Annotated in this window: 18 protein-coding genes; 14 read left to right on the forward strand and 4 right to left on the reverse strand. The window is 71.2% G+C overall.

The annotated features are described in order from the left end of the window. Window position 1 precedes the first annotated feature (1 nt). The 4 genes from pilM to AABA78_RS02905 all read left to right on the forward strand — a co-directional run bounded on the left by pilM (window position 2) and on the right by AABA78_RS02905 (window position 4,893). Entirely contained in the window at window positions 2-1,609 is a 1,608-nt protein-coding gene (gene pilM / locus AABA78_RS02890; protein ID WP_338261518.1) for a pilus assembly protein PilM, read from the forward strand. Between the two features lies 1 nt (window position 1,610). Then, window positions 1,611-2,168: a type II secretion system protein M gene (locus tag AABA78_RS02895; RefSeq protein WP_171415955.1), complete on the forward strand. Its 558-nt coding sequence runs from the start codon at window positions 1,611-1,613 to the stop codon at window positions 2,166-2,168. 3 nt (window positions 2,169-2,171) lie between these two features. Continuing rightward, window positions 2,172-3,152, forward strand: coding sequence for a type II secretion system protein GspN (gene gspN / locus AABA78_RS02900; protein ID WP_338261519.1), 981 nt, complete (start codon window positions 2,172-2,174; stop codon window positions 3,150-3,152). A gap of 109 nt (window positions 3,153-3,261) precedes the next feature. Then, window positions 3,262-4,893: a sigma 54-interacting transcriptional regulator gene (locus AABA78_RS02905; protein ID WP_338261520.1), complete on the forward strand. Its 1,632-nt coding sequence runs from the start codon at window positions 3,262-3,264 to the stop codon at window positions 4,891-4,893. Between the two features lie 17 nt (window positions 4,894-4,910). On the opposite strand, the gene AABA78_RS02910 is transcribed toward AABA78_RS02905, so the two are convergent. Next, window positions 4,911-6,896 carry an APC family permease gene (locus tag AABA78_RS02910; protein ID WP_338261521.1) on the reverse strand — a complete coding sequence of 662 codons (1,986 nt, stop codon included), beginning with the start codon at window positions 6,894-6,896 and terminating at the stop codon, window positions 4,911-4,913. A gap of 138 nt (window positions 6,897-7,034) precedes the next feature. Here AABA78_RS02910 and AABA78_RS02915 point away from each other — a divergent pair, with 138 nt between their 5' ends. Further along, window positions 7,035-7,550: an RNA polymerase sigma factor gene (locus AABA78_RS02915; protein ID WP_338261522.1), complete on the forward strand. Its 516-nt coding sequence runs from the start codon at window positions 7,035-7,037 to the stop codon at window positions 7,548-7,550. Window positions 7,551-7,559: 9 nt separating this feature from the next. Here the strand turns inward: AABA78_RS02915 and AABA78_RS02920 are convergent, their stop codons facing one another. Next, window positions 7,560-8,213, reverse strand: a complete 654-nt coding sequence (locus tag AABA78_RS02920; RefSeq protein ID WP_338261523.1) for a DUF8685 domain-containing protein — start codon at window positions 8,211-8,213, stop codon at window positions 7,560-7,562. A 1-nt stretch (window position 8,214) separates the two neighbouring features. Next, entirely contained in the window at window positions 8,215-10,392 is a 2,178-nt protein-coding gene (locus tag AABA78_RS02925; protein WP_338261524.1) for a S46 family peptidase, read from the reverse strand. Window positions 10,393-10,514: 122 nt separating this feature from the next. Between AABA78_RS02925 and AABA78_RS02930 the strand changes: the two genes are divergently transcribed. After that, window positions 10,515-11,252: a M50 family metallopeptidase gene (locus AABA78_RS02930; RefSeq protein ID WP_338261525.1), complete on the forward strand. Its 738-nt coding sequence runs from the start codon at window positions 10,515-10,517 to the stop codon at window positions 11,250-11,252. Between the two features lie 14 nt (window positions 11,253-11,266). Here AABA78_RS02930 and AABA78_RS02935 read toward each other — a convergent pair whose 3' ends face one another. Then, window positions 11,267-11,926, reverse strand: a complete 660-nt coding sequence (locus AABA78_RS02935; RefSeq protein WP_338261526.1) for an MBL fold metallo-hydrolase — start codon at window positions 11,924-11,926, stop codon at window positions 11,267-11,269. Window positions 11,927-12,032: 106 nt separating this feature from the next. Between AABA78_RS02935 and AABA78_RS02940 the strand changes: the two genes are divergently transcribed. The 8 genes from AABA78_RS02940 (at window position 12,033) to AABA78_RS02975 (ending at window position 24,892) form a co-directional block, all read left to right on the forward strand. Further along, the gene (locus tag AABA78_RS02940; RefSeq protein ID WP_338261527.1) at window positions 12,033-12,749 is read left to right on the forward strand and encodes a hypothetical protein; all 717 of its coding nucleotides are present in this window, start codon (window positions 12,033-12,035) and stop codon (window positions 12,747-12,749) included. Window positions 12,750-13,036: 287 nt separating this feature from the next. Beyond that, window positions 13,037-15,415, forward strand: coding sequence for a DNA gyrase/topoisomerase IV subunit A (locus AABA78_RS02945; protein WP_338261528.1), 2,379 nt, complete (start codon window positions 13,037-13,039; stop codon window positions 15,413-15,415). A gap of 10 nt (window positions 15,416-15,425) precedes the next feature. Next, complete coding sequence (locus AABA78_RS02950; RefSeq protein ID WP_338261529.1) at window positions 15,426-17,357, forward strand: DNA gyrase/topoisomerase IV subunit B; 1,932 nt, start codon at window positions 15,426-15,428, stop codon at window positions 17,355-17,357. Between the two features lie 96 nt (window positions 17,358-17,453). Further along, entirely contained in the window at window positions 17,454-18,914 is a 1,461-nt protein-coding gene (locus tag AABA78_RS02955; protein WP_338261530.1) for a PEGA domain-containing protein, read from the forward strand. Between the two features lie 28 nt (window positions 18,915-18,942). Further along, window positions 18,943-20,151 carry a PEGA domain-containing protein gene (locus tag AABA78_RS02960; protein ID WP_171422112.1) on the forward strand — a complete coding sequence of 403 codons (1,209 nt, stop codon included), beginning with the start codon at window positions 18,943-18,945 and terminating at the stop codon, window positions 20,149-20,151. Window positions 20,152-20,199: 48 nt separating this feature from the next. Beyond that, window positions 20,200-22,683 carry a signal peptide peptidase SppA gene (gene sppA, locus AABA78_RS02965; RefSeq protein ID WP_338261531.1) on the forward strand — a complete coding sequence of 828 codons (2,484 nt, stop codon included), beginning with the start codon at window positions 20,200-20,202 and terminating at the stop codon, window positions 22,681-22,683. A 278-nt stretch (window positions 22,684-22,961) separates the two neighbouring features. Further along, window positions 22,962-24,566, forward strand: coding sequence for a transcription termination factor Rho (rho, locus tag AABA78_RS02970; RefSeq protein ID WP_338261532.1), 1,605 nt, complete (start codon window positions 22,962-22,964; stop codon window positions 24,564-24,566). A 59-nt stretch (window positions 24,567-24,625) separates the two neighbouring features. Further along, entirely contained in the window at window positions 24,626-24,892 is a 267-nt protein-coding gene (locus AABA78_RS02975) for a hypothetical protein (RefSeq protein ID WP_014398393.1), read from the forward strand.

The following is a 24,892-nucleotide window of genomic DNA, read 5'->3' on the forward strand; positions in this document are numbered from 1 at the left end:
CATGGCCCGCATTCTTGGCCTGGACCTGGGCAGCCACTCCGTGAAGGGGGTGGTGCTCACCTCCGGAGCGAAAAGCAGCACCACCCAGGCCTACGCGGAGGTGCGCCGCGCGCAGGAAGGCGAGCGCGCGGACACGCTGCGCGCCGCGCTGGAGGAGCTGCTCGGGAAGATGCCGGAGGGGCACGTGGACCAGGTCGTCATCGCCCTGCCCGGCCCGTCCCTCACCACGCACGCGGTGAGCCTGCCCTTCTCCGACAGCAAGCGCGTGGAGGCGACGCTGCCCTTCGAGGTGGGCAGCCAGCTGCCGTTCGACATCTCGGAGGTCGTCTACGACTACCAGGTGGTCGGCCAGAAGGACACCGGCGGCAAGGACAAGGCCGCGGACCTGCTGGTGGGCGTGGTGAAGAAGGAGGAGCTCCAGTCGCTGCTGGCCCTGCTGGGCGGCCTCCAGGTGGACCCGCGCGTCATCACCCACCCGGCGCTCGCGTACCAGAACCTCTTCACGCAGATGCCCGGCCTCTTCGAGGGCGCGTCCGAGGGCGGCCCGGTGGCGGTGGTGGACATCGGCCACGAGCGCACGTCGGTGGCCATTGGCCAGCCGGGCAAGGGCGTGGAGTTCGCGCGCACCTTCGCGGGCGGCGGGCGCGACCTGACGCGCGCGCTGGCCACGGAGTTCCAGACGACGCTGCCGGAGGCCCACGCGTGGAAGGAAGCGCACGGCGCCATGGCCAGCGCCGCGAAGGGGCCGGACGCCGAGCGCGCCGCCAACGCCTTCGTGCGCGGCCTGCAGCCGGTGCTGCGCGAGCTGCGCCCGTCCTTCAAGGCCTTCGCCGCGCGCACCCGCCGGCAGGTCGCCGCGGTGGTGCTGTGCGGCGGCACCGCGCGCATGCCGGGCCTGGCCGAGCAGCTGTCGAAGGACCTGAACCTGCCGGTGCGCGTGATGGCGCTGCCGGCGGACGCGGCCGCGATGATTGGCCCCCAGGAGACGCCGTCCGCGGCGCAGGCGTACGCGCTGGCCATGCGCGGCAACGCGGCCGGGGCGAAGGCGCCGCGCTTCAACCTGCGCCGGGGTGAGTTCGCCTTCAAGGGCGGCTACGACTACGTGAAGGACCGGCTGGGCCTGCTGGCCTCCTTCGCGGTGACGCTGCTGCTCTTGCTCGTCGCCTTCGGGGTGGTGCGCAACACGGTGCTGTCGCGCCGCGAGGCGGAGGTGGACGCGGTGCTCTGCAAGACGACCCAGCGCATCCTGGGCACCTGCGAGACGAACTACGACCGCGCCCTCAACATGCTCAAGGGCGTGGAGAGCCCCGCTGCGGCGCTGCCCGCGATGTCCGCGGTGAACCTGCTGGCGGAGGTCACCCAGCGCGTGCCGCCGGAGGTGCCGGTGAAGTTCGACCGCATCCAGGTGGACCTGGACCGCATCATGCTCCAGGGGGAGACGGACAGCTCCAAGCAGATCGACACGCTCTCCGCCGCATTGAAGGGCCACCGCTGCTTCAAGGACGTGAAGGAGGGCAAGGTGGAGAAGACTCGCGACGGGCAGAAGGTGACCTTCCGCCTGGACGTGCAGGTGCAGTGCCCCGGCGAGAAGCAGGGGGGAGAGACCTGACATGGGAAAGCTCAAAGAACTCTTCGCGCCCCTCCAGACGTGGTTCGAGCGGCTCTCCGACCGCGAGCGCAAGCTCGTGGCGCTGGCCGGCTCCGCGGTGCTGGTGTTCGTGCTCTTCGTCACCCTCTTCAGCTTCGCCAACAGCGCGCAGGGCTACCGCCGGCGCACGCAGGACAAGCTGGCGAAGCTGCAGGAGGTGCAGGCCCTGGCGACGAGCTACGGCGAGGCCCAGGCGGAGCGCCAGAACGTGGAGCAGCAGCTCACGCAGAGCAACGTGCGGCTGATCACATACATCGAAGACAAGGCCACCGCCGCGGGCCTCACCGTCCCCAACATGACGCCCAAGGGCGACGTGGGCGTGGGGGACGGGAAGATCATCGAGAGCTCCGTGGAGCTGACCTTCACGGACGTGGACCTGCGCAAGCTGACGGACTTCCTGCGCACGGTGGAGACGGGCCCGGGCATCGTGAAGGTGAAGTACCTGCGCGTGGAGCCCCGGCCCGCCACGGACACCCTGACGGCGTGGACGACCGTCGCCACCTACCGGATGAAGCAATAGCCCATGGCCACTGAATCCAAGACCGCCCGCTGGAAGCTCGTCGTGGGCTACACCGCCTTCGCGGTGGTGGCGTTCATCCTCTGCCTGCTGCTCACGTTCCCGTACGACGCGGTCCGCACGCGGCTGGTGACGGAGGCGGCGGCCCACGGGCTCGCGGTCCGCATCGGCGGCCTGCGTCCCGGCCTCTCCGGCGTCACCGCCACCAACGTGCGCGTCAGCAAGCCGCCCACGCCGCTGGGCTCGGACGCCGTCGCGGCGCTCGCCCGGGGCGAGTCCGGCGGGCTGGGCCCGGACGAACTGGGCGAGGCGCTCGTCTTCGACAGCGTGGCGCTGCGCCCGTCCGTCTTCCCGCCCGGCGTGGTGATGAAGCTCCACGGCATGGGCGGCACGGTGGACATCCACGTGGGCGGCCTGAGCGGCACGTCGCTGAACGTGGACGTGGACGGCGTGCAGGCCAGCGGCGGCAACCTGCCGAAGTACACGGGCGTGGACATGGAGGGCACCCTCAACGCGAAGCTGGCGCTCCAGGCGCCGGGGACGATGATGCGCGGCCAGCCGGTGGACTGGTCCCAGGCGACCGGCACGGTGGCGCTGGACACCCAGGGGCTCACCATCAAGGGCGGCACGGCGGCCATCCCCATGGGCGGCGGCCCCGCGATGCCCATGACCCTGCCGCGCATGGTGCTGGGCGAACTGAAGGGCGACGTCCAGTTCGACAAGGGCCTGGGCACGGTGAGGGATTTGAACCTCAAGAGCGAGGACCTGGAGGGCGCGGGCACCGGCACGGTGAAGCTGGGGCGGCGGCTGGAGTACAGCGAGCTGGCGCTCGACGTGCGGCTGAAGTTCGAGCAGGCCTTCCAGCAGCGGCTGGGCCCCCTGGCGCTCGCGGTGAACATGCTGCCGCAGGACCGGGACAACCCGGGTTGGCGCGGCGGGCGGCTCAGCGGCATGGTGAGCAGCCCGCGCTTCGGGCCCAAGCGGTAGGACCCCGGGGGTCGTTTTCCTCCCCTCCCCCCCGGGTTGCTGCCCGCGCACGCGCCGTGTAAAGCGCTGCGCGGCCCCTGGGTGTCCGGGGCTTGGGAGAGAGTTCGTAATGCCGGAGCTGGTGTTCTTCCGTCGAGGCGAGGAAGTGCTGCGGGTAGCGGTGGACCGGGCGCGGGTGGTGCTCGGCCGGGGCGACTCCAGCGACGTGGCCATTCCGGATCCGGAGGTGAGCCGCCAGCAGGTGGCCCTCCTGTGGGACGGCCAGAAGTGCCGCGTGGAGGACCTGTCCGGCAAGGGCACGAAGGTCGCGGGCGCGGTGGTGGAGCGCGGCGACCTGCCCGACGGCGCGGACCTGGAGCTGGGCCAGTGGCGCGCGGTGTTCCGCCAGCACGGCGCCAGCGAGGACGCGGACGCGGCCACGGAGGCAGGCAACGCTACCAGCGTGCAGGGCCGGGACGCGCAGCGCTGGCAGCCCGCGCAGCTGCGCGTGAAGCAGGGCGGCACGGAGGCCGTGCACCGGCTCACCGGCGACAGCTTCACGGTGGGCAAGGACGCGGGCAACGACCTGGTGCTCCAGGACCGGTTCATCTCCGGGCGGCACCTCAAGGTCACGCGCAAGGACGGCGTCTTCCACGTCGTGGACCTGCGCTCCACCAACGGCACGTGGCTGGGCCCGGTGCGCCTCTTCGAGGCGGAGGTGACGCTGCCCACGTCGCTGCGCGTGGGCGAGGCGGAGCTCATCCTGGAGGCCGTGCCCGCCGCGAAGAAGGAGGCCCAGGCCTTCCACGGCATCCTCGGGAGCGACCCGTCCGTGCGGCAGCTCACGGACCTCATCCAGCGCGTGGCCCCGTCCACCGCGGCCGTCACCATCCTGGGCGAGTCCGGCACGGGCAAGGAGCTGGTGGCGAACGCGCTGCACGCGTGCTCGCCGCGCGCGAACCGGCCGCTCATCCCGGTCAACTGCGCCGCCATCTCCAAGGAACTGATTGAGAGCGAGCTGTTCGGCCACGAGAAGGGCGCGTTCACCGGCTCCGTGGGCGCGCGCAAGGGCGCCTTCGAGGAGGCCGACGGCGGCACGCTGTTCCTGGACGAGATTGGAGAACTGCCGCTGGACCTCCAGGCAAAGCTGCTGCGCGCGCTGGAGAGCGGTGAAATCAAGCGCGTGGGCGCCAGCCGCCCCCTGCACGTGGACGTGCGCGTGGTGGCGGCCACCAACCGCGACCTGCTGGCGGCGGCGCGCGAGGGCCGCTTCCGCGAGGACCTCTACTACCGCCTGTGCGTCGTGCCGCTGCACCTGCCGCCCCTGCGCAACCGCCGGGGCGACGTGGTGGCGCTGGCGGAGCACTTCGTGCGCGCGTTCGCCCCGCGCGGGCAGACGGTGCGCTTCACCCAGGCCGCGCTGGAGCGGCTCCAGCAGCACGCCTGGCCGGGCAACATCCGCGAGCTGCGCAACGTGGTGCACCGCGCGCTGCTCTTGCGCAAGGGCCCGTCCATCGACGGAAGCGACCTGTCCTTCGACCAGGAGGTCAACCGCGAGACGGGCATCACCGTGCCGGAGCTGCCGCCGGGCATGACGCTGGAGCAGATGCTGGAGAAGCTGGAGCGGCAGATCATCGAAACCGCGCTGCGCCGCTTCAACAACAACCGCGAGCGCGTGGCGCGGGAGCTGGGCCTCGCGCGCTCCACCCTCTTCAAGCGCCTGAAGGACTGGGGCCTGACGAAGCAGGACGAACAGGAGTAGTTCCGCCGCGCCCCGCCCTACCCGTTCCCCGGGTGGACGGGGTCGCCCCAGGCCGAGTGCGGCGCGGGGTGCGCGTCCGTGCGCAGGTACCAGGGCACGCTGACAATCACCAGGCGCCGCTCGCCGGACAGGAGCAGCGCGCTCCTCAGCAGCTCCGAGCGGCGGCTGTAGAGCATGGCCCGGTACCAGCGCTTCTCCAGCAGCTCCGGCATCACGACGGCCACGGTGCGGCCCGGCACCTCCGCGAGCAGCGCGTCCAGGTAGTCCATCAACGGCCACACCAGCGCGCGGTACGGAGACCCCACGTGCACGAGCGGCGGCGGCGTCCGCCCGGCCGCCAGGAGCGGCCCCTGGACGAAGTGCTGCCACTGGGAATCCAGCGCCGCCTCGTCGGTGTCCCCGCTGCAGATGTGCACCGCGCGCACGTCGTCGCCCAGCTCCAGCGCGAAGCGCAGCGCCGTCTCCGACGCGTGGGACCAGCGGTCCACCGGCACCACGGCGACGAGCGACGACGAAGGCGTCAGGCGCAGGGGCCGCTTCAGCTCCGTGGCCTGGCGCGTGCGCGTGTACGAGGCGTGGACGCGCGACAGCACCCCCAGCCCCACGGGGACGATGACGAACGCGGCCCAGCCGCCGTGCATGAACTTGGACACGGCCACGATGCACAGCGTGAGCGCCGTCATCACCGCGCCCGCGCCGTTGAGGGCGCGGCGCCACCGCCAGCCCTCCTCCTCCCGGTGCCGGCCCCAGTGCACCACCATGCCCGCCTGCGACAGGGTGAAGGCCATGAGCGCTCCGATGGCGAACAGCGGAATCAGCCGGTCCGTGATGCCCCTGCACGCGATGAGCAACAGCGCCGCCAGCGCGGACAGCGTGAGGATGCCGCGCGACAGGGCCAGGCGCCGGCCCCGGTGGGCGAAGCCCGGGGGCAGGTAGCGCTCGCGCGCCAGCACCTGACACACGAGCGGGAAGCCCGCGTAGCTGGTGTTCGCGGACAGCGCGAGCACGCAGAGGATGGCGGCCATGGCCACGAAGTAGAAGACGCCGCGCCCCATCACCGCCGCGATGAGCTGCGACAGCACCGTCTGGTAGTGCGCGCCGGCGGGGTCCGTCGCGCCCACACCGTACGCCCGGCACAGCAGCGCGATGCCCAGCAGCATCGTCACCAGGATGCCGACGATGAGGCCCAGCGTGACGCGCGCGCGGCGGACGGCGGGGTCGCGGAAGATGGGCACGGCGTTGCTGAGGGCCTCCACGCCCGTCATCGCCGTGCACCCGCTGGCGAAGGCGCGAATCACCAGCCACGCGCCCAGCGACGCGGTGGGCACCGCCAACGCGGGTGGGGCCTGCACGGGCGTCGCGTCACCGGAGGCCAGCTTGAAGACGCCCACGGCCAGCACCACGCTCAGCGACGTGATGAAGAACCACGTGGGCAGGACGAACACGGCGCCCGCCTCGCTGACGCCGCGCAGGTTCACCAGGGTGAGCAGCGCCAGCAGGCCCAGGGTGATGGGCAGCGTGTAGGGCCTCAGCGCGGGCACGGCGGACACCAGCGCGCCCGTGCCGGCGGAGATGCCCACGGCCACGTTGAGCAGGTAGTCCAGCATCAGCGCCGTCGCCGCGAGCAGCCCCGCGCCCCGCCCCAGGTTCTGCTTCGCCACCGAGTACGCGCCGCCGCCGCTGGGGTACGCGGCCAGGGTCTGCGCGTACGAGCCCGCGACGATCATCAGGAGCCCCACGATGGCGACGGTGATGGGCAGGAGCAGCCACAGCCCCCCGGCCCCCAGCGGGCGCAGCACGGTGAGCGCGGCCTCCGGGCCGTACGCGGCGGAGGACAGCGCATCCAGCCCGAGCAGCGCCACGCCGGTGAGGACGCCCGTCTTCTCCTGCATTGCCTGGGCGCTGGTGAGCGGGCGCCCCAGGAGCAGGTCCGCGACGCCGCTGCCCTCCCGGCGCCGGGGCATGAACGGCCTCCTGCGTCCGTAGTCGGCCAGCTGGGCCATGTCGGCGTCCCCCTGGCCCGGAAGGTGCGCACCGGCTGTCCGCGCGAGAACACGGCCCCGCAGTCGCATGCCCTCCAGGGTCATAGACCGTTTCCCGCGCCCGTTCGTTCCAGGGGAAGACACAGGAGACCGTCCGCCATGGGCCCGCACGCCGCCGTCCTCGCCTTCCCCACCCTGGATGACTTGTACGCCCAGCACCGTCCCCGAGCGCTGGCCATCGCCCGGCGCATCGTGGGCGACACCGACGACGCGGAGGACGTGGTGCAGGACGTCTTCCTGCGCCTGTCGCGGCAGCCCCCGGGGCTGGACGGGCGCGCGACGTGGACGACCTGGCTGCACCGGGTGATGGTCAACAGCAGCATCAACTGGCTGCGCGCGCGCCGTCGCCGGGAGCGGCTGACGCACGCGCCCCAGGAGACCGTGTCGCCGGAGGCCCACGCCATGGGCACGCAGATGCAGCGCCACTTCCACGAAGCGCTGGAGGAGGTGAACCCCCAGCAGCGGCAGGTGCTCTACCTGCGCGAGGTGCGCGGCCTGGGCTCCACCGAAATCGCCCGGCTCCTGCGCATCCCCGAGGGCACCGTGAAGAGCGCCCTGCACCGCGGCCGCCAGCGCGCCCTCACCGTGATGGAGGAGCGCGGCCAGCGGCCGTGACAGAGCACGCTACTCGTCGCCCTTGCTGCCCACGAACTGGTCCCCCTTCTCCTTGAAGAGGAGGTTGAAGCTGGTGAGCGAGCCGTAGACGCGGGTGATGTAGCCCTGCATCTCCGCCTTCTCCGCTTCCGTGAGCTTGGGGTGGGCGTTGAGCTTCTGCTCCAGCACGCGGATGCGGTCGCGCACCATCGTGACCTTGTGGAACAGGTTGTCGATGGGCAGGTCCTTCGCCTGGAGCTCCGGGTTGCCCGGCACCAGCCGCACCGTGCCGCCCTCCCACTTGCCCGCGAGCGGCGGTTCACTCAGGCCCGCCGCCTCCCGGAAGATGTCCATCAGCTCTTCGCGCGTCATGTTCAGCCCTTCCAGGTCCACCACCGCGTGCGGATCCGCGCGGTGGCGCACCACCACGGGCGCCACGCTCCGCGCGGTGCGGGTTCGCGTGCTCGAAACGACAGGCGCCGGGGCCGCCGAGCCCTTGGGCGCGTACTTGTCACAGATGGGCGCGGAGGGCGGGAACATGCCGCGCGAGTTCTGCAGGCGGCACGGCCCCACCCAACCACGGTGATCCTCGGAGTGCGGACTCCAGAGCTTGCAGTTGCCGCACACCCGCTCATCGGGGCGGAAGGTGGGAAGAGGCCGGGGTCCCGCTCCCGCGTCCGACATGTCAGCGCGCCTCCCTGGCCACCGGCTTGCCCTTGCGGATGTTGAGCTCGCGCAGGAGCGCGTCCGCGTCCTCGACCTGGTCGAGCTGCCAGAGCAGGTAGCGCACGTCCACGTTGACGTTCCGGGCCACGTCCGGATTGTAGCCGAAGTCGTTCGCGACGTTCTCCCACACGCGGTCGAAGTTCACGCCGACAAGCTGCCCCTTGCCGTTCACCGTGGGGCTGCCGGAGTTGCCGCCCGTGGTGTCCGCGTCCGCCAGGAAGTCCACCGGCACGTCCTTCAGCCGGGGGTCCACCCACCGGCCGAACTTCTTCGCCTCCGCGGCGGCGCGCACCTTCTCCGGCGCGTTGAAGGGCTCTTCGCCCGTGTGCTTCTGGAGCATGCCGGTCAGCGTCGTCTGCGGCAGGTACAGCGCGCCGTCGCGCGGCGTGTAGCCCTGCACCTTGGCGAACGACACGCGCAGCGTGCTGTTGGCGTCCGGAGCAATCGGCTTGCCCGCCTGCGCCATCACCGCCTTGCGCCACGCCGGCCGCAGCCGGGAGGACGCGCCCTGGCGCCGGTCGCGCGTGTCATCCAGCGCGGCCTGCTCCTTCGCCAGCTCCATGCCGAAATTCAGCAGCGGGTCGCGGCGCGCGGCGAGCTGTCCCACGGACTCGTCCGCCATCTTCAGGCGCTCCGCGAGCGTGAGCACCCTGGTGCCCGCGTAGAGCGAGTCGATCTTCGCGGTGACGTCCTTCTCCGAGTACGTCTTGCCGAAGACGGCGTCCACGGACGTGATGCGCGCGTCCTGCGGGAGCGCCTGCGCGCGCTTCACGAACGCGTGCAAGAGGGCCTTGTCCGCGGCGAGGAAGAGGTTCTTCTGCTCGCGCTCCAGGCGGTCCTTGATGCGCGGCACCTCGCGGTCCATGTACTCCGGGCGGCGCTCCAGGTCCGGCTTCGCGCGCTCCATGGCCAGCCGGGACACGGCCGTGGCCAGCGCGGGTCCGCGCGCCAGACGGCCGGACATGTTCAGGAGGAACTCGCGGTCGAAGGTCTTGGCGGCTTCCTGCTGCTCCTGGAGCAGCGCCTCGCGGGCCTTGAGGGCGTCGCCCCACTTCGCGGCGTCCTTCTGCGCCCAGGCGACGGTGGCCGCCTCCGTGTCGCGCTGCTTCTCCACGATGTGGCCGCGCTTCAGGCCCGCCAGCTGCCCGCCCGCGTTCTTGTAGACGTTGTGCAGGCCCTTGAGCTGCGAGGCCACGGCGATCTTCCCGGCCGGGTCCTTCTCCCCTTCGGCCTCCAGGATGCGGATGGCTTCTCCCAGCACGTCGCGGATGCGCGGGTAGTAGCGCGCCTGGCGCTCCGCCATCTCGTCCGCGAGCAGCGTGCGGAACGTCGTGCCCGGGTAGCCCAGCACCATCACGAAGTCCCCGGGCTTCACGCCCTCGGTGGACAGCGGGAAGAAGAACTCCGCCTTGTAGGGCACGTTCTTGTCGCTGAACGCGGCGGAGGTGCCGTCCGGCGCGGTGTACGCGCGGATGATGGCGAAGTCGCCGGTGTGGCGGGGCCACATCCAGTTGTCCTCTTCGCCGCCGTACTCGCCCACGGCGCGCGGCGGCGCGTAGACCAGGCGCACGTCCTGCAGCTCCACGGCGTCCACCAGCGTGTAGTTCACGCCGCCGTCGAAGGTGGCCACCTGGCAGCGGGTCGCGGGGCGCTTCTCGCACTCGGCGACCAGCTCCTTCTGCTTGCGGTCGATGGCCTTGTAGCGCGCGAGGTCGTCCGCGCCCTGCGGCACGGCGGCGTTCACCTCCGCCGTCACGTCCTTGAAGCCGCGCGGCACCTGCACGCGCGAGCCCTTGCCCGGGAGCTCCTCCGACTGGCTCTTGGCGAGGAAGCCGTCGGTGATGAGGTCCTTCTGCGGGGAGCTGTGCTCCTGGATGATGGAGAAGGCACAGTGGTGGTTGGTGATGATGAGGCCGGAGGCGGAGATGAACGACCCGGAGCAGCCTCCGGTGTTCACCGTGCCCGCCAGCAGGCCCGTGCCGCGCTTGGGGTCCCACAGCTTGTTGGGCGGCAGCTGGAGCCCCTGGGCCTTGAGCCAGGCAGGGCTCAGTTCCAGCACCTGCTGCGGGGTCCACTTCCCTTCCCCGGCGAAGACCGGGGCAGCCACGAGCGAGAGGAGAAGGAGCGTCTTCTTCATGGTGCCCCCTCCCTACTCCGTCCGCCGCCCGGGCGCGACCGTTCCGGTGTCCGGGGCGGGCGTTTTCGCGGAAGATGGAACGCGCTTGGATGTTCCGGTGTCCAGGCAGGAGGGGACCAGCGATGCGGACCGCGAGCGGGGCGACACTGGATTTCGGAAGGCTGGCGCTGCTCCTGCTCCTGATGGGGGCGTCCTGGTACTTCTGGTACTCGCCGGTGCTGTGGCCGGTGAAGGTGCTGGTGGTGATGATGCATGAGAGCGGACACGCCATCGCCTCGCTGCTCGTGGGGGGCTCGGTGGACCGGGTCCACCTCCAGGTGAACGAAGGGGGGACCTGCTTCTCCCGCCTGCCGCCCGGCGTGTTCAACCGCGTCATCGTGTCGTCCGCGGGCTACCTGGGCAGCGCGGTGGCGGGGGCGGCGCTGATGCTGGCCACGTTCCGCTTCCGGCTGGGCCGCGCGGTGATGGGCGCGGCGTCCGTGTGGCTGGCGGTGATGGGCTTCTTCTACGCGGGGGACCTCTTCACCCTGGCCTTCTGCCTGGGCATGGCGGTGGCCATGGGGCTGGGCGCGCGCTTCCTGCCCACGGGGCTGGTGGACGCGCTCAACCTGTTCCTCGCGGCCTTCACGGCGCTCTACGTCATCTTCGACCTGCGGGACGACCTGTGGAACAGCGCGGTGCGCGCGCAGAGCGACGCGGCCATCCTCGCCAGCGAGACGTGGGTGCCCTCCATCGTCTGGGCGGCCCTGTGGACGCTGCTGTCGCTGGCCCTGCTGGGCGTGTCCGCGTACTGGGCCATGCACGCGAAGCCGGGCGGTGGCGTGAAGCTGCCGCCCGTGGCCCGCGCGCGGCGGGTGTGAGCTTGGGGGCCGCGCTACTTGCGCGGCCGCATCCGGAAGGCCACGAAGGACGCCATGTCCGGGAAGCCGAAGTACGGGTTCTTCTGCCGGATGGCCTCCATCTGGGCCACCGGCACGTCCGCGTAGTCGTGCCCGGGGAACAGCCGCGCGGAGTCCGGCACCTTCGCCAGCACCTGGGACAGCGAGCGGTACATGTCCTCCGGGTTGCCGCCCGGGAAGTCGCACCGGCCGCACCCGTTGATGAAGACCGTGTCCCCGGACACGAGCGCGTCCTCCGCCAGCAGGCAGTGCGACCCCGGCGTGTGCCCGGGCGTGTGCAGGGCCTGGAACGTGCGCGCGCCCACCGGCACGGGGTCCCCCGCCTTCAGCGCCCTCAGCGCGTCACCGCCCTTGGCGCGCAGCTCGCTGGAGAAGGCGACCTCCTCCGCCTGCGCGTACACCGGGACGTCGTGGCGCGACAGCAGCTCCGCCAGGCCGTTGATGTGGTCGCCGTGGCAGTGCGACACGAACGCGCCCACCAGGCGCTTGCCGTCCTTCGCCACCGCCGCCTCGATGGCCGGCACGTCCCACGCCGGATCCACCACCACCACCTCCGGGCCGTCCTGGGGCCCCACGAGGTAGACGAAGTTGTCCATCGGTCCGAGCTTCAGCTGCCGTACGTACGGGGTGGGCATGGTTGTCCTCCAGGCGGCCACTCTACGCCCCAGGCTTGCCGCCCCGGGGCCTGTTCCCATTGAATGCGCCCGTTCGCCGTCCCATGCCGCCAGGAGGTCCTCTTCCGTGAAGCGCCTGCCCACCCTGCTCGCCTGCTCGCTCCTGGCTGGCGCGACCGCCTCCGCCGCCGGGCGGAGCACCTCCACCTTCCGCTACAAGCCGTCGCCGGACGACGAGCGGCCCGTCATCGTGGACGCCACCATCGGGCCCCAGGGCAGCGACTTCGCCATGCGCCTGAAGTTCAACAAGGACCCCTTCGGCGAGGAGTGCAAGCAGCGCTGCGCCAACATCACCCTCTTCCTGGACACGGACTCCAGCACCCAGTCCGGCCTGCAGCTGGCCGCCAACAAGGCCCCGGAGAACGGCGCCGACCTGGCGGTCGTCATCCAGGGCGTGCGGGAGTACAAGCGCCAGGACGCGCCCCCGGAAATGGCCCTGCGCGTGAAGGTCCGCCAGCTGGGCTCCGACGCCACCAGCGCGGACGCGGGCGAGCTGCTCGCGGACCTCAACAACCGGCAGGATCCGGAGCGCATCCAGACGGACGGCACCACGGTCTACCTGCTGGTGGACGCCACCAGCGCGCTGCTGCCCTCCGCGCGCAAGGTGCGCGTCATCTACCACCCGCCGGGTGGCAAGGCCCTCACCGCCAGCATCAACGGGATGGCCGGCGGCAGCTCCGGCCGGGGCGTGCAGATCTTCAAGCGCGGCAGCGGCAACTGGGGTCGCGCCCCTGACGCGGAAGGCAAGAAGCCCCGCGCCAATCCCCCCGGCGACAACGGCTAGTCCAAGCTGCCGGCCAGTCAGGCCCTGACAGCGCTCCCCTCGGAATTCCGGGGGGTTGGCGGTGGGTTCTAAGCAGGCACAGGACTGTACGGACGTGCAGAAGTCCCGCGTTGGAGCCGACGCAACCTCCCGAATTCGTTCTCAATGTCAGAGGCCCATGGTAGTCCCGGCCATCTGACGTTGAGTGTCCGACCCGACTGGTAGTCGCAGGGCGTACGGCGCGGCCCGCGCGCCGCGTCACGCACGGTGGGGGCGGCCCGAGTGACACCCATCTGGATTCCATGACCATGCTCGCAGAAGCCGAAACGAAGTCGCGCAAGAAGCAGGGAGGCCCGGCAGGGGGCGGAGGCAAGGGAGGCGGCGGCGCGTCCGGCGCCGGCGGCGGCGACGGTCTGCCCGCGGGCCTGGCCGAGGAAGCGCGCCGCCGGTACCTCAACTACGCCCTGTCGGTCATCACCTCGCGCGCCCTGCCCGACGTGCGCGACGGCCTCAAGCCCGTGCAGCGCCGCATCCTGTACGGCATGTGGAACGACCTGAACCTGTCGTTCGACACGAAGTACCAGAAGTGCGCCCAAGTCGTCGGCGCCATCATGGGCCGCTACCACCCGCACGGCGACACGGCCATCTACGACGCGCTCGTGCGCATGGCCCAGGACTTCTCCCTGCGCTACCCGCTGGTGGACGGCCACGGCAACTTCGGCTCGCTCGACGGCGACTCCGCCGCGGCCTACCGCTACACCGAGTGCCGCCTGGAGAAGCTGGCCACGGAGCTGCTGGGGGAACTGGACAGCAAGACGGTCCGCTTCCGCCCCAACTACGACGGCACCCGCGAGGAGCCGGTCGTCATCCCCGCGCGCGTCCCGCAGTTGTTGATGAACGGCACCACCGGCATCGCGGTGGGCATGGCCACCAACATCCCGCCCCACCACCTGGGCGAGCTGGTGGACGCGCTGCTGGCGCTCATCAACGACCCGGAGCTGCAGACCAAGGACCTGCTCAAGTGGATCAAGGGGCCGGACTTCCCCACCGGCGGGCAGATCCTCAACGACAAGAAGGAGCTGCGCGAAATCTACGAGACGGGCCAGGGCTCCGTCCGCATCCGCGGCGAGTACAAGCTGGAGGAGCTCAAGCGCGGCGGTCAGATGATCGTCGTCACCTCCATCCCGTACACGGTGAACAAGTCCACGCTCGTCGCGAAGATTGGCGAGCTGGTGCGCGAGCGCAAGCTGCCGCTCATCACCGACGTGCGCGACGAGTCCACCAAGGACGTCCGCATCGTGCTGGAGCTCAAGAAGGACGCCAACCCCGAGCTGGTGATGGCGTACCTCTACAAGCACACGCCCTTGCAGACGAACTTCGGCGTGAACCTCACGTGCCTCGTCCCTTCCGACAACCCGGACGTGGGCACGCCCAAGCGGTTGGACCTCAAGTCCATCCTCCGCTACTTCCTCGACTTCCGCCTGGAGATCGTCACCAAGCGGTTCGAGCACGAGTTGGCGGAGCTCAAGCGGCGCGTCCACATCCTCGAGGGCTTCGAGAAGGCCTACGACGCGCTGGATGAGATCATCCGGATCATCCGCCAGTCCGAGGGGAAGCAGGACGCGGCCCAGAAGCTGATGGCGCGCTTCAAGATGGACGAAGTGCAGGTGGACGCCATCCTGGAGATGCGCCTCTACAAGCTGGCCCGCCTGGAGATCCTCATCGTCCAGAAGGAGCTCAAGGAGAAGCGCGCGGAGATCAAGCGCATCGAGGGCATCCTCAAGGACGTGAAGAAGCGCTGGGGCGTCATCCACGACGAGCTGTCCGGCCTCAAGGCCGCGTACACCGACAAGCGCCGCACGCGCATCGGCGGCGCGGGCTCCGAGGAGATGGAGTTCTCCGCGGAGGCGTTCATCGCGGACGAGGACGCCCACGTCGTCATCACCCGTGACGGGTGGATCAAGCGCGTGCGCGAGGTGAAGGACCCGTCCACCACCCGCCTGCGCGAGGGCGACGCGGTGATGGCGGTGCTCGCCGGCAGCCTGAAGGCGAACCTGGTGCTGTTCAGCAACTTCGGCACCGCGTACGTCACCCGCTTCAACGACGTGCCGGCGTCCACCGGCTACGGCGACCCGGTGCAGAAGCTGTTCAAGTTCGACGACGGCGAGCGCGTGGTGGGCGCCCTGTCCCAGGACGCCCGCCTGCCCCAGCCGGAGAAGCTGGTCGCGGTGACGCGCCAGGGCCTGGGCCTGCGCTTCCTGCTGGCGCCGCACCTGGAAGTGTCCACCCGCGCCGGCCGCCGCTACGCGAAGACGGGCGAGGGCGATGAGATCATCGGCACCCAGCCGGTGGGCGACAAGGACCTGCTCGCCGTCCTCACGGAGAAGACCAACGCCCTCGTCTGCAAGGTGGCGGAGGTCAACGAGCTGGCGGGCCCGGGCAAGGGCGTCCAGGTCATCAAGGTGGACGCGGGCGACAAGGTGGTGGACTTCCTCGCGGCGCCGGCCAGTCAGAAGGACGCCACGCTGGAGTTCGAGACGCAGAAGGGCCGCAAGCTGCACCTGTCACCGGCGAAGTTCACGGTGACGGCGCGCGGCGGCAAGGGCCACGAGATGTCCAAGCGCGACACGGTGAAGGAGGTGGCGCGGCCCGTCACCTTCGTGCCGCTGCCGGAGAAGAAGGAGTAGCGGGAAGGCCATGGCGACCAAGAAGGAAAGCTACACAGGCGCGGACATCCAGGTCCTGGAAGGCCTGGAGCCGGTGCGCAAGCGCCCGGCCATGTACATCGGTGGCACCGACACCACGGGCTACCACCACCTGCTCTGGGAGATCGTCGACAACTCGGTGGACGAGGTCATCAACGGCTTCGCGTCCCACATCGAGGTCACGCTGCACAAGGGCGGCAAGTCCATCACCGTCGTGGACAACGGGCGCGGCATCCCCGTGGACATGATGCCCAAGCACAAGAAGCCCGCCGTGGAGGTCATCCTCACGACGCTGCACGCGGGCGGCAAGTTCGAGCAGGGCAACTACATCCACTCGGGCGGTCTGCACGGCGTGGGCAGCTCCGTGGTGAACGCGCTCACCAGCAAGCTGCTCATCGAAATCAAGAAGGACGGCAAGCGCCACGTGCAGTCGTACGCGCGCGGCAAGGCGACGAGCGCCCTGAAGGTGGAGGGCCCCGCGCGCGGCACCGGCACGTCCATCACCTTCGAGCCGGACGCCGAGATCTTCGGCGAGAAGCAGAAGTTCGACGCGGCCCTGGTGCGCGAGCGCCTGGAGGCGAAGAGCTACCTGCACAAGGGCATGACGGTCGTCTGGAAGGACGAAACGGTCACGCCCGCCGTGTCGGAGACGTTCAAGCACGACGGCGGCATCGCCGAGTACCTCACCAAGGTCGTGACGGAGCGCCAGAAGCCCATCGTCCCCGCGGGCAGCACGCCGTTCTACTTCTCGCGCGACAACGAGGTCCGCCTGGAGGTGGCGCTGGCGTGGACGGAGGCCACGGACGAGCACATCCGCTCGTACGTCAACGGCATCCCCACGAACCTGGGCGGCACGCACGAGGCGGGCTTGAGGGCGGCCATCGTCAAGGCGATGCGCAACTACATCGAGACGCACGGCCTGACGCCCAAGGGCGTGTCGCTCACCGCGGAGGACATCCGCGAGGGCATCACCGCCATCCTCTCCGTGTACGTGGTGGAGCCCCAGTTCCAGGGGCAGACGAAGGGCCGCCTCAACAACCCGGAGACGACGGCGCAGGTGGACGGCGCCATCCGCCCGGTGCTGGAGAAGTGGCTCAACGACAACAAGTCCATCGCGGAAGCGCTGCTGGCGCGCATCATCCTGGCCGCCCGCGCGCGTGAGGCGTCCCGCGCGGCCTCCGCCGCCATCAGCCGCAAGTCCGCGGTGAGCCACCGGCTCAACCTCCCCGGGAAGCTGGCGGACTGCTCGTCCACGGACCCGCAGACGAGCGAGCTGTTCATCGTGGAAGGTGACTCCGCAGGCGGCTCCGCCAAGCAGGGCCGCGACCGGCGCACCCAGGCCATCCTCCCCCTGCGCGGCAAGGTGCTCAACGCGGAGCAGGCCTCCACCGACAAGGTGGCCACCAACAAGGAGCTCCAGGACATCGTCAGCGCGCTGGGCTGCGGCATCGGCTCCGACTTCGACATCACGAAGCTGCGGTACGGCCGCGTCTTCCTGCTGATGGACGCGGACAGCGACGGCCACCACATCGCCACGCTGCTGCTCACGTTCTTCTACCGGCACCTGCGGCCCCTGATTGAGGCGGGCGCGGTGCACATCGCCCAGCCGCCGCTGTACCGGGTGGACATCGGCAAGGAGACGTACTGGGCCCTGGACGAACCGGACCGCGACCGCATCATCCGCGAGAAGGCCAAGGGCAACGCCAAGCCCAACATCATGCGCTTCAAGGGTCTGGGCGAGATGACCGCCGATGAGCTGAAGACGACCACGCTCGATGCGAAGAACCGCATCAGCCTGCGCGTCACCATCGACAACGCGCTGGAGACCGACCGCATCATCAACGACCTGATGGGCAAGGATGTCTCGGCGCGTTACAAGTTCATCACCGAAATGGCGGGCGAGGTCCAGGAGCTGGACGTCTGAGAAAGCGGGAGTCCCCGCACACCCGGGACGGGCGTTTCCCCGTCCCGGGGGGGCATTGGTCTTCCGCCCCGCCGGTCGGCTAGCATCCGCCGAATCGTGAACACTGCCCGTCTTGCCCTGACTGTCGCGCTCGCCTGTGTGCTGAGCGCTCCCGCCGCCGACGCCGCCACCAAGCGGAAGCCCGCCGCGAAGAAGAAGCGCCCCGCCGCCACCAAGAAGGTGCCCGCGCCCGTCCCCGAGGACACCTTCACCCCTCCGGATGAAGCGGCCCCCGCGTCGGACGCGCCCGTGGCGCCCAAGGCGGCCACCCAGGCCCCGGTCGCCCCGGCCAGGCCCACCCTCCCGAAGATGGCCGAGGTCCCGGCCGCGGTGGTGCGCGCGGCGCCGTCCAACGCGGTCGCCATCTTCGGCGTGGCGCGCCAGTCAGCCGCGGCGGACTCCGCGGCGAAGCTGGAGGACACGCTCACCCGGAAGCTGGGCAGCGCGGGCGACATCCAGTTCGTGGACCTGGCCACCGCCTTCCCGCCGCCGGAGCCGCAGGGCAACCCCAAGGGGGACGCCCTCTTCGACGAGGGCCGCACGGCGTACGACAACCTGGATCCGGACACCGCGGCGGTGAAGTTCAAGGCGGCCGCGGAGGCCTACGTGCAGCGCCCCGGCGACCTGCGCCCGGAGAAGCTGGGGGAGACGTACCTCTTCCAGGGCGCGTCGCAGCTGCTCAACGGCGACGTGGCGGGCGCGAAGGCGGCCTTCACGAACGCGCTGCTGGCGGAGCCGTCGCTGCGCCCGGACGCGGGCCTGTTCGGCCAGGACGTGCAGCGGGTGTTCGCGGAGGCCCAGACGGAGCTGAACGCGCAGCCGCAGGGCACGTTGGCGGTGACGTCCCAGCCGCAGGGCGCGCGCGTGCTGGTGCGCGGACGCGACGTGGGCGTGACGCCGCTGTCCGGCGCGAAGCTGGCCCCGGGCCACTACCCCGTGCAGGTGGTGCTGCCGGGCTACGCCCCGTTCGCGACGTACGCGGAGGTGAAGCCGTCCGCCCCCACGGAGGTGAAGACGAAGCTGGCCTCCGCGCCGGGCCTGTCCGCGCTGCGTGACGCGGCGGCGAAGGCGGGCACGGAAGCCGCCTTCGACGCGGACGGCGTGCCGCCGGAGGTGGGCGCCATCGGCGAGCGGCTCAACGCCCGCTACGTGGTGCTGGCGGCGTCGTTCCAGGACAAGAAGGGCCGGCTGCACGGCGAGGTGCAGGCGTGGGACCTGCGCACGAAGAACCGCCTGCGCGACGTGGAGGTGGACTTCACCAAGCGCGACGGCAAGGGCAGCGCGGACGCCGCCGCGGACCAGGTGCACACCTTCCTCGCGGGCGCCGCCCTGCCCCAGAGCCGCAAGGAGGAGAAGGACGCCGTGTCCTCCAGCGACTCCGTGCTGCGCAAGCCCTGGTTCTGGGCGGCGGCGGCGGGCGTGGCGGCCGTGACGGCGGGCGTGGTGTACGTGGCCACGACGGACCGCGGCTCCGGCTTCAACCCGGTGAATGGTCTGCCCGGTGGAATTTCCTTCTAGGCCGGGCGTCAAGCGCACAGGACTCCTCATGAAAGCCCTCTCGCTCGCGCTCGTGCTGCTGCCCGCCCTGGCGCTGTCGTCCTCGCCCCCGCAGGGCCGCGTCTCCGCGCTGCTCATCCCCATGGACCCGTCGTCCGAGTCCTCCGGGGTGCAGATGGAGAGCTACATGAACGACGCGCTCGGCAACTTCGCGGGCTACTCCGTGCGAAAGCCCCGCGACCTGTTCGGCCTGCCGGACGACCCGGCCGCCCAGGCGTCCTTCCAGCGCGCGAAGAAGGGCTACGAGGAGAGCCTCAAGGCCTTCGAGGCGCGCGACTACGAGGACGCGGAGCGCAAGGTGCGCGCCACCCTCAAGGAGGTGGAGGGCTCCGTCGCGGCGATGACCTCCTGCTTCCCGCTGTGCGACGCGCTGGCGCTGCACGGCGCCATCCTCCAGCTGCGGGGCGACGTGGAGGAGGCGAAGCTGCTGCTCATCGACCTGATGGCGCTCAACCCCACCTTCGAGCTGAACCCCAAGCGCTTCAGCCGGGAGTTCATGAGCCTGCGCGTGCAGGTGGCGACCAGCCGCACCTCGCAGCTGCGCGGCAGCGCCACCTTCAAGTCCCGGCCCGCGGGCGCCCGCGTCTACGTGGACGGCGAGCCGGTGGGCTTCACGCCGGTGACGCTGCCCACGCTGCCCGTGGGCAAGCACCTGGTGCGCATGGAGCGGCCGGGCTTCCGCCAGTTCGGGCAGATCGCGGAGGTCACGCCGGACGACGTGGAGGTCACCACCGCGCTGTCGCCGACGGCCACCTACAAGGCCTACGACGCGCAGCTGGACAAGGTGGTGCCGGACGTGGCGCGCGGCAGCGACAAGCCGGCCAACGCCGTCATGTCCCTGGGCAAGTCGCTGAGCCTGGACCGCGCCATGGTGGGCACCGTGCGCGTCATCCCGGAGCGGGGCACGGAGCTGGCGGTGGCCCTCTTCGACGTGAAGAGCGGCAAGCGCCTGGGCTCGCGCAAGCTGGTGCTCCAGGGCGACGAGTACGGCCAGCTCAAGTCGGAGATGGAGCGGGTGGTCAACCAGCTCATCAACAGCGAGGGCGAACAGGTCATCAAGAAGCGCGACCCGCTGGACAACCGCAGCGGCGCGGAGGACTGGGGTTCGGAGGACCGGGGCGGCAACTCCCGACAGTCCGTCAAGAAGCACTCCGGGGATGATCCGTTGGATAACGTGTCGGGTACCGAGGACTGGTAGCACGCGGCGCTTGTCCCGGGACGGCTCCCCCCTAGAGTCCCGGGCCGTATGCGCCACCTGCCGCTGCTCGCCCTCCTCCCCAGCCTCGCGCTCGCCCAGACGGGCGCCGTCGACCGCGCCCCCGCCCCGCCCCGGGGCGTCACGCTGCCGCCCACCAACGCGGCGCTCATCGACGAGGCGCCCGCCCTGTCCCTCAACCCCGCCGGCCTGGGCTTCCAGGACGCGGGGCAGCTGTTCTACCTCCACGAGCGCAACCTCGAATCCGACTCCGTCGCGGACGCCGTGTTCCTGGGCACGCGCCTGCTGGGGCTGGGCGCGGGCTTCTCCCTGGAGTGGATCCGCGGGGAGAACGCGCCGGACTACCGCAAGACGTCCTTCGGCCTGTCGCTGGGGCCGCGCACGCTGCAGCTGGGCGCCGCCCTGCACGACTTCAGCTCGGATGACCGCCGCATCGGCGGGTTGACCAGCTGGGACGTGGGCCTCACCGCGCGCCCCTTCCGCTTCCTGTCGCTGGCCGCCGTGGCGAAGGACGTGAACGCGCCGGAGCAGGACGGCCTCAAGCTGCCGCGGCGCTACAACTTCGGCCTGGGCCTGCGCCCGCTGGGCGAGCGCTACACGCTGGGCGTGGACTGGCTCTTCGCGGAGGGCGGCTTCCGGGAGGGCCTGGCCACGTACACGCTCCAGGCAGAGGTGGTGCGCGGCCTGCGGCTGGGCGGCGGGCTGTCCCACGGCTTCGTGAGCGGCATCCCGCTGGCGCTCCAGTTCGCGGCCACGGTGGACCTGGGCCACGCGGGCCTGACGTACGCGGCGGGCGGCGCGGGGAACGGGCTGGACCACGTGCTGCAGCTTCGCCTGTCGTCGGAGCGCTACCGCTCCGTGCACGGCGGCGGCGGCGTGGTGGCGCTCGTGGACCTGGACGACATGCTCGCGGGCGGCGTGAGCCCCGTGCTCTCGCTGCTGGGCGTGAGCGAGGTGGACCCGTACCTGCGCCTGATGAAGTTCCTGGACCTGGCCACGCGCGACGAGCGGCTCAAGGGCGTGGTGCTGAAGATGGAGGGCCTGCCCGGCGTGGGCTGGGGCACGGCGGAGGAGCTGCGCCAGTCGCTGCTCAAGCTGCGCGAGGCGGGCAAGAAGGTCGTGGTGGTGATGCTGTCCGGGGATGACCGCAGCTACCTGGTGGCGTCCGCGGCGGACAGCGTCTACGCGCTGACGGAGGCGTCGCTGCCCATCAACGGCCTGGCCGCCACGGTGACGTCGCTGGGCGGCACCATGGAGAAGCTGGGCGTGCACTGGGACGTGGCGCGCGTGGGTGAGTACAAGACGGCGATGGAGCAGTTCACCCGCTCCGACATGAGCCCCGCGGAGCGCGAGACGCTGGACGCATACCTGGATGCGCAGGTGACGCACTACGAGAAGGCCGTGGAGGCGGGGCGCAAGCTGCCCCCGCAGAAGCTGCGCGCCGCGTGGGCCCAGGGCATCCTGTCCTCCAAGCGGGCGCAGGCGGCGGGGCTGCTGGACGGCGTGGTGTCCGCGACGGAGCTGGAGGCGCGCGTGGCGGAGTGGTTCCCCGGCCTGCGCTTCCACCCGTCGTATTCGCCGCGCGACGAGCGCGAGGACCGCTGGGGCCTGCGCCGCCGCATCGCGGTGGTGCCGGTGCTGGGCGACATCACCGGCGGCCGCAGCCGCGAGGATCCGTTGGGCTTCGCGCAGCTGGCGGGCGCGGAGACGGTGGTGCGCGCGCTGCAGGAGGCGCAGGAGGACCCGTCCGTGGTGGCCATCGTCCTGCGCGTGGACTCCGGCGGCGGCGACGTGCTGGCGTCGGACCTGATGTACCGCGCGGTGCTGGAGGCGAAGAAGCACAAGCCCGTCGTCGCCTCCATGGGCGACGCGGCGGCGTCCGGCGGCTACTACGCGGCGGTGGCCGCGGACGAGGTGCTGGCGGAGCCCACGACGCTCACGGGCAGCATCGGCGTCTTCTACCCGAAGCCCGCGCTGGAGGGCCTGGGCATGAAGCTGGGGGTGAACCAGGAGACGCTCAAGCGCGGCGAGCTGGCGGACCTCCTGGAGTGGTGGAAGCCGTGGACGCCCGAGCAGCAGGCCGCGGTGCAGACCTGGGTGGACGACTCCTACGACACGTTCATCACGGAGGTCGCCCGCAACCGGAAGATGGACAAGGCGAAGGTGGACGCCGTGGCCCGGGGCCGCGTGTGGAGCGGCACGGACGCGCTCGCCCGGGGGCTGGTGGACGGGCTGGGCGGCCTGCCGGAGGCCATCGCGTCGGCGCGCAGGCGCGCGAAGGTGCCCCCCGCGGAGGACCTGGACCTGGACGTCATGGGGGACGCGCGCGGCTTTTTCTCCGGCCTGGGCGGAGAGCCTGGCGTGCACGCGCTGGCGGGGCTGCTGCTGCCCGCGCTGCCGGAGCGCCCGCCGGAGGCCCTGTCCGTGCTCGCCCGGGAGGTGGGGCTGGGGTCGCCCGAGCTCCTGCGCCCCGGGCTGAAGGCCATGATGCCCTTCCGCGTGCGCATCCGCTGAGCGGCGCCCGGAGGCCCCGGGTTCGGGCCGGGGAGGTCGGCGGGTGGACAGCCCACGCACACCCCCGGCGAAATTGCGGGCGCCCCATCCGGGCGCTCTGTTAGGGTGGTGAGTGCCTCCCGGCCGGCGCTAGGGCCGTCGGGGGGTTTCAGGAACCGGCGGTTTCGGCCTTCTCGCAGGCCCCGCGTCCGGCTTCCTGTCCCAAAACCTGCTTCCTGACGTCCCCGGCGTGCCCCCTCAAGGCCGCCGCCCTCAAGGGCCGTCACGCGTGGAGCCCCATGAGCGAGAATTCCGACAACCCCGAGACCCGCAACCCGCCGCCCCCGCCCGCGGCCGCACGTCCCCCTCCGCCCCCCGAGGCGGATGACGACGGCGGAGACGACGAGGGAGACGAGGGCCCCGACGAGGGCGACGCCTCCGCGGGAGGTGCCGCGCAGAACGGCGCGCCCGGAGGCCCCGCGGGCCAGGGTGGCCGCCGTCGCCGCCGCCGCCGCCGCCGTCGTGGCGCGCAGGTGCACTTCACCCCGGAGGGCCAGGCCTACCGCATGCAGCCGGGCCCGGACGGCCAGCAGGTACAGGTGTTCCTGACGCCGCAGGAGCTGGAGCAGTACAAGCAGCGCCAGGCGCAGCAGCAACAGCAGCAGCCCCAGGGCGGCGGCCAGCCGCAGGCCCAGGAGGCCCGCCCCGCGCAGGACGGCGGGCAGCCGCAGCAGCAGCCGCAGCGCCACGAGCACCCGCGCCATCAGCAGCAGCAGCGCGGTGGCGGACAGCAGCAACAGCAGCAGAACCTGGCGCCCGTGGAGGGCGTGCTGGACACGGAGGCCAAGGGCCCCAACGCGTTCCTGCGTCAGGTGAAGCGCAACCTCCTGGCGTCGCCGGACGACCCGGAGCTGCCGAAGAACCTGGTGCAGAAGCTGCGCCTGCGGCAGGGCCAGTACCTCACCGCGTTCGCGCAGATGCGCGGCCACAAGGGCGTCATCCAGAAGGTGGACACGGTGGACGGGCGCCCGCTGGAGGGCGCGCCCCGGCTGCCCCACTTCGCGGACCTCACCTCCGTGGACCCCACCGAGCGGCTGAAGCTGGAGAACGGCCACAAGGAGATGGTCACGCGCGTGCTGGACCTCATCGCGCCCATCGGCAAGGGTCAGCGCGCGCTCATCGTCGCCCCGCCCAAGACGGGCAAGACGATCATGCTCCAGCGCATCGCGCAGGCCGTCATCCAGAACCACCCGGAGTGCCACGTCATGGTGGTGCTCATCGACGAGCGCCCGGAAGAAGTGACGGACATGCGCCGGAGCATCAAGGCGGAGGTCATCGCCTCCAGCTCCGACCGGCCCACGGGCGACCACCTCAAGGTCGCGGAGCTCGCGCTGGAGCGCGCCCGCCGGCTGGTGGAATCCGGCAAGGACGTGGTCATCCTCCTGGACTCCATCACCCGCCTGGCGCGCGCCTACAACAAGGAGGTCGACAGCTCCGGCCGCACCATGACGGGCGGCGTGGACAGCCGCGCCCTGGAGCGCCCCAAGCGCATCTTCGGCGCCGCGCGCGCCACGGAAGAGGCGGGCTCGCTCACCATCATCGGCACGGCGCTCATCGACACCGGCAGCCGCATGGACGAGGTGATTTTCGAGGAGTTCAAGGGCACGGGTAACTCCGAGGTCACCCTGGACCGCCTCCTCGCGGAGAAGCGCGTCTTCCCGGCCATCAACATCCCCCAGTCCGGCACGCGCAAGGAGGAGAAGCTCTTCACCCTGCGCGAGTACGAGAAGGTGAAGAAGCTGCGGCAGATGCTCTTCTCCGTGAAGCCGGTGGAGGCCATGGAGGCGCTCGTCAAACGGCTCGGCCGCTACACCTACAACGACGAGTTCTTCGACGAGTTGTAGGCCCCGGTCCGCCCGCGCGGGGGTGGTGTGGCGAGCCCTGGATTGCGTAAGGTGAGCGCATGATTCAGGGCTCGGGCCGCTGCCACTATCACCCGGACCGCGCGGGCCTGGGCGTCTGCGTGGAGTGCCGGCGCGTCATCTGCCGCGAGTGCACCACGCAGTTCGAGGGCATCAACCGCTGCGCCAGCTGCCTCGACACGCGCCGCAAGGCGCTGGAGGGGCCGCCGCCCCGGCGCGAGTGGAGCGTGGCGCACGTGGTGCTGGCGCTCGTGGGCGTCGTGCTCGTGTGGGGCGGCGTGCTGCTGGCCGCGCACGCGGTGGGCTGA

Origin of the sequence: Corallococcus caeni, assembly GCF_036245865.1 — a bacterium.
Classification (GTDB): domain Bacteria; phylum Myxococcota; class Myxococcia; order Myxococcales; family Myxococcaceae; genus Corallococcus; species Corallococcus caeni.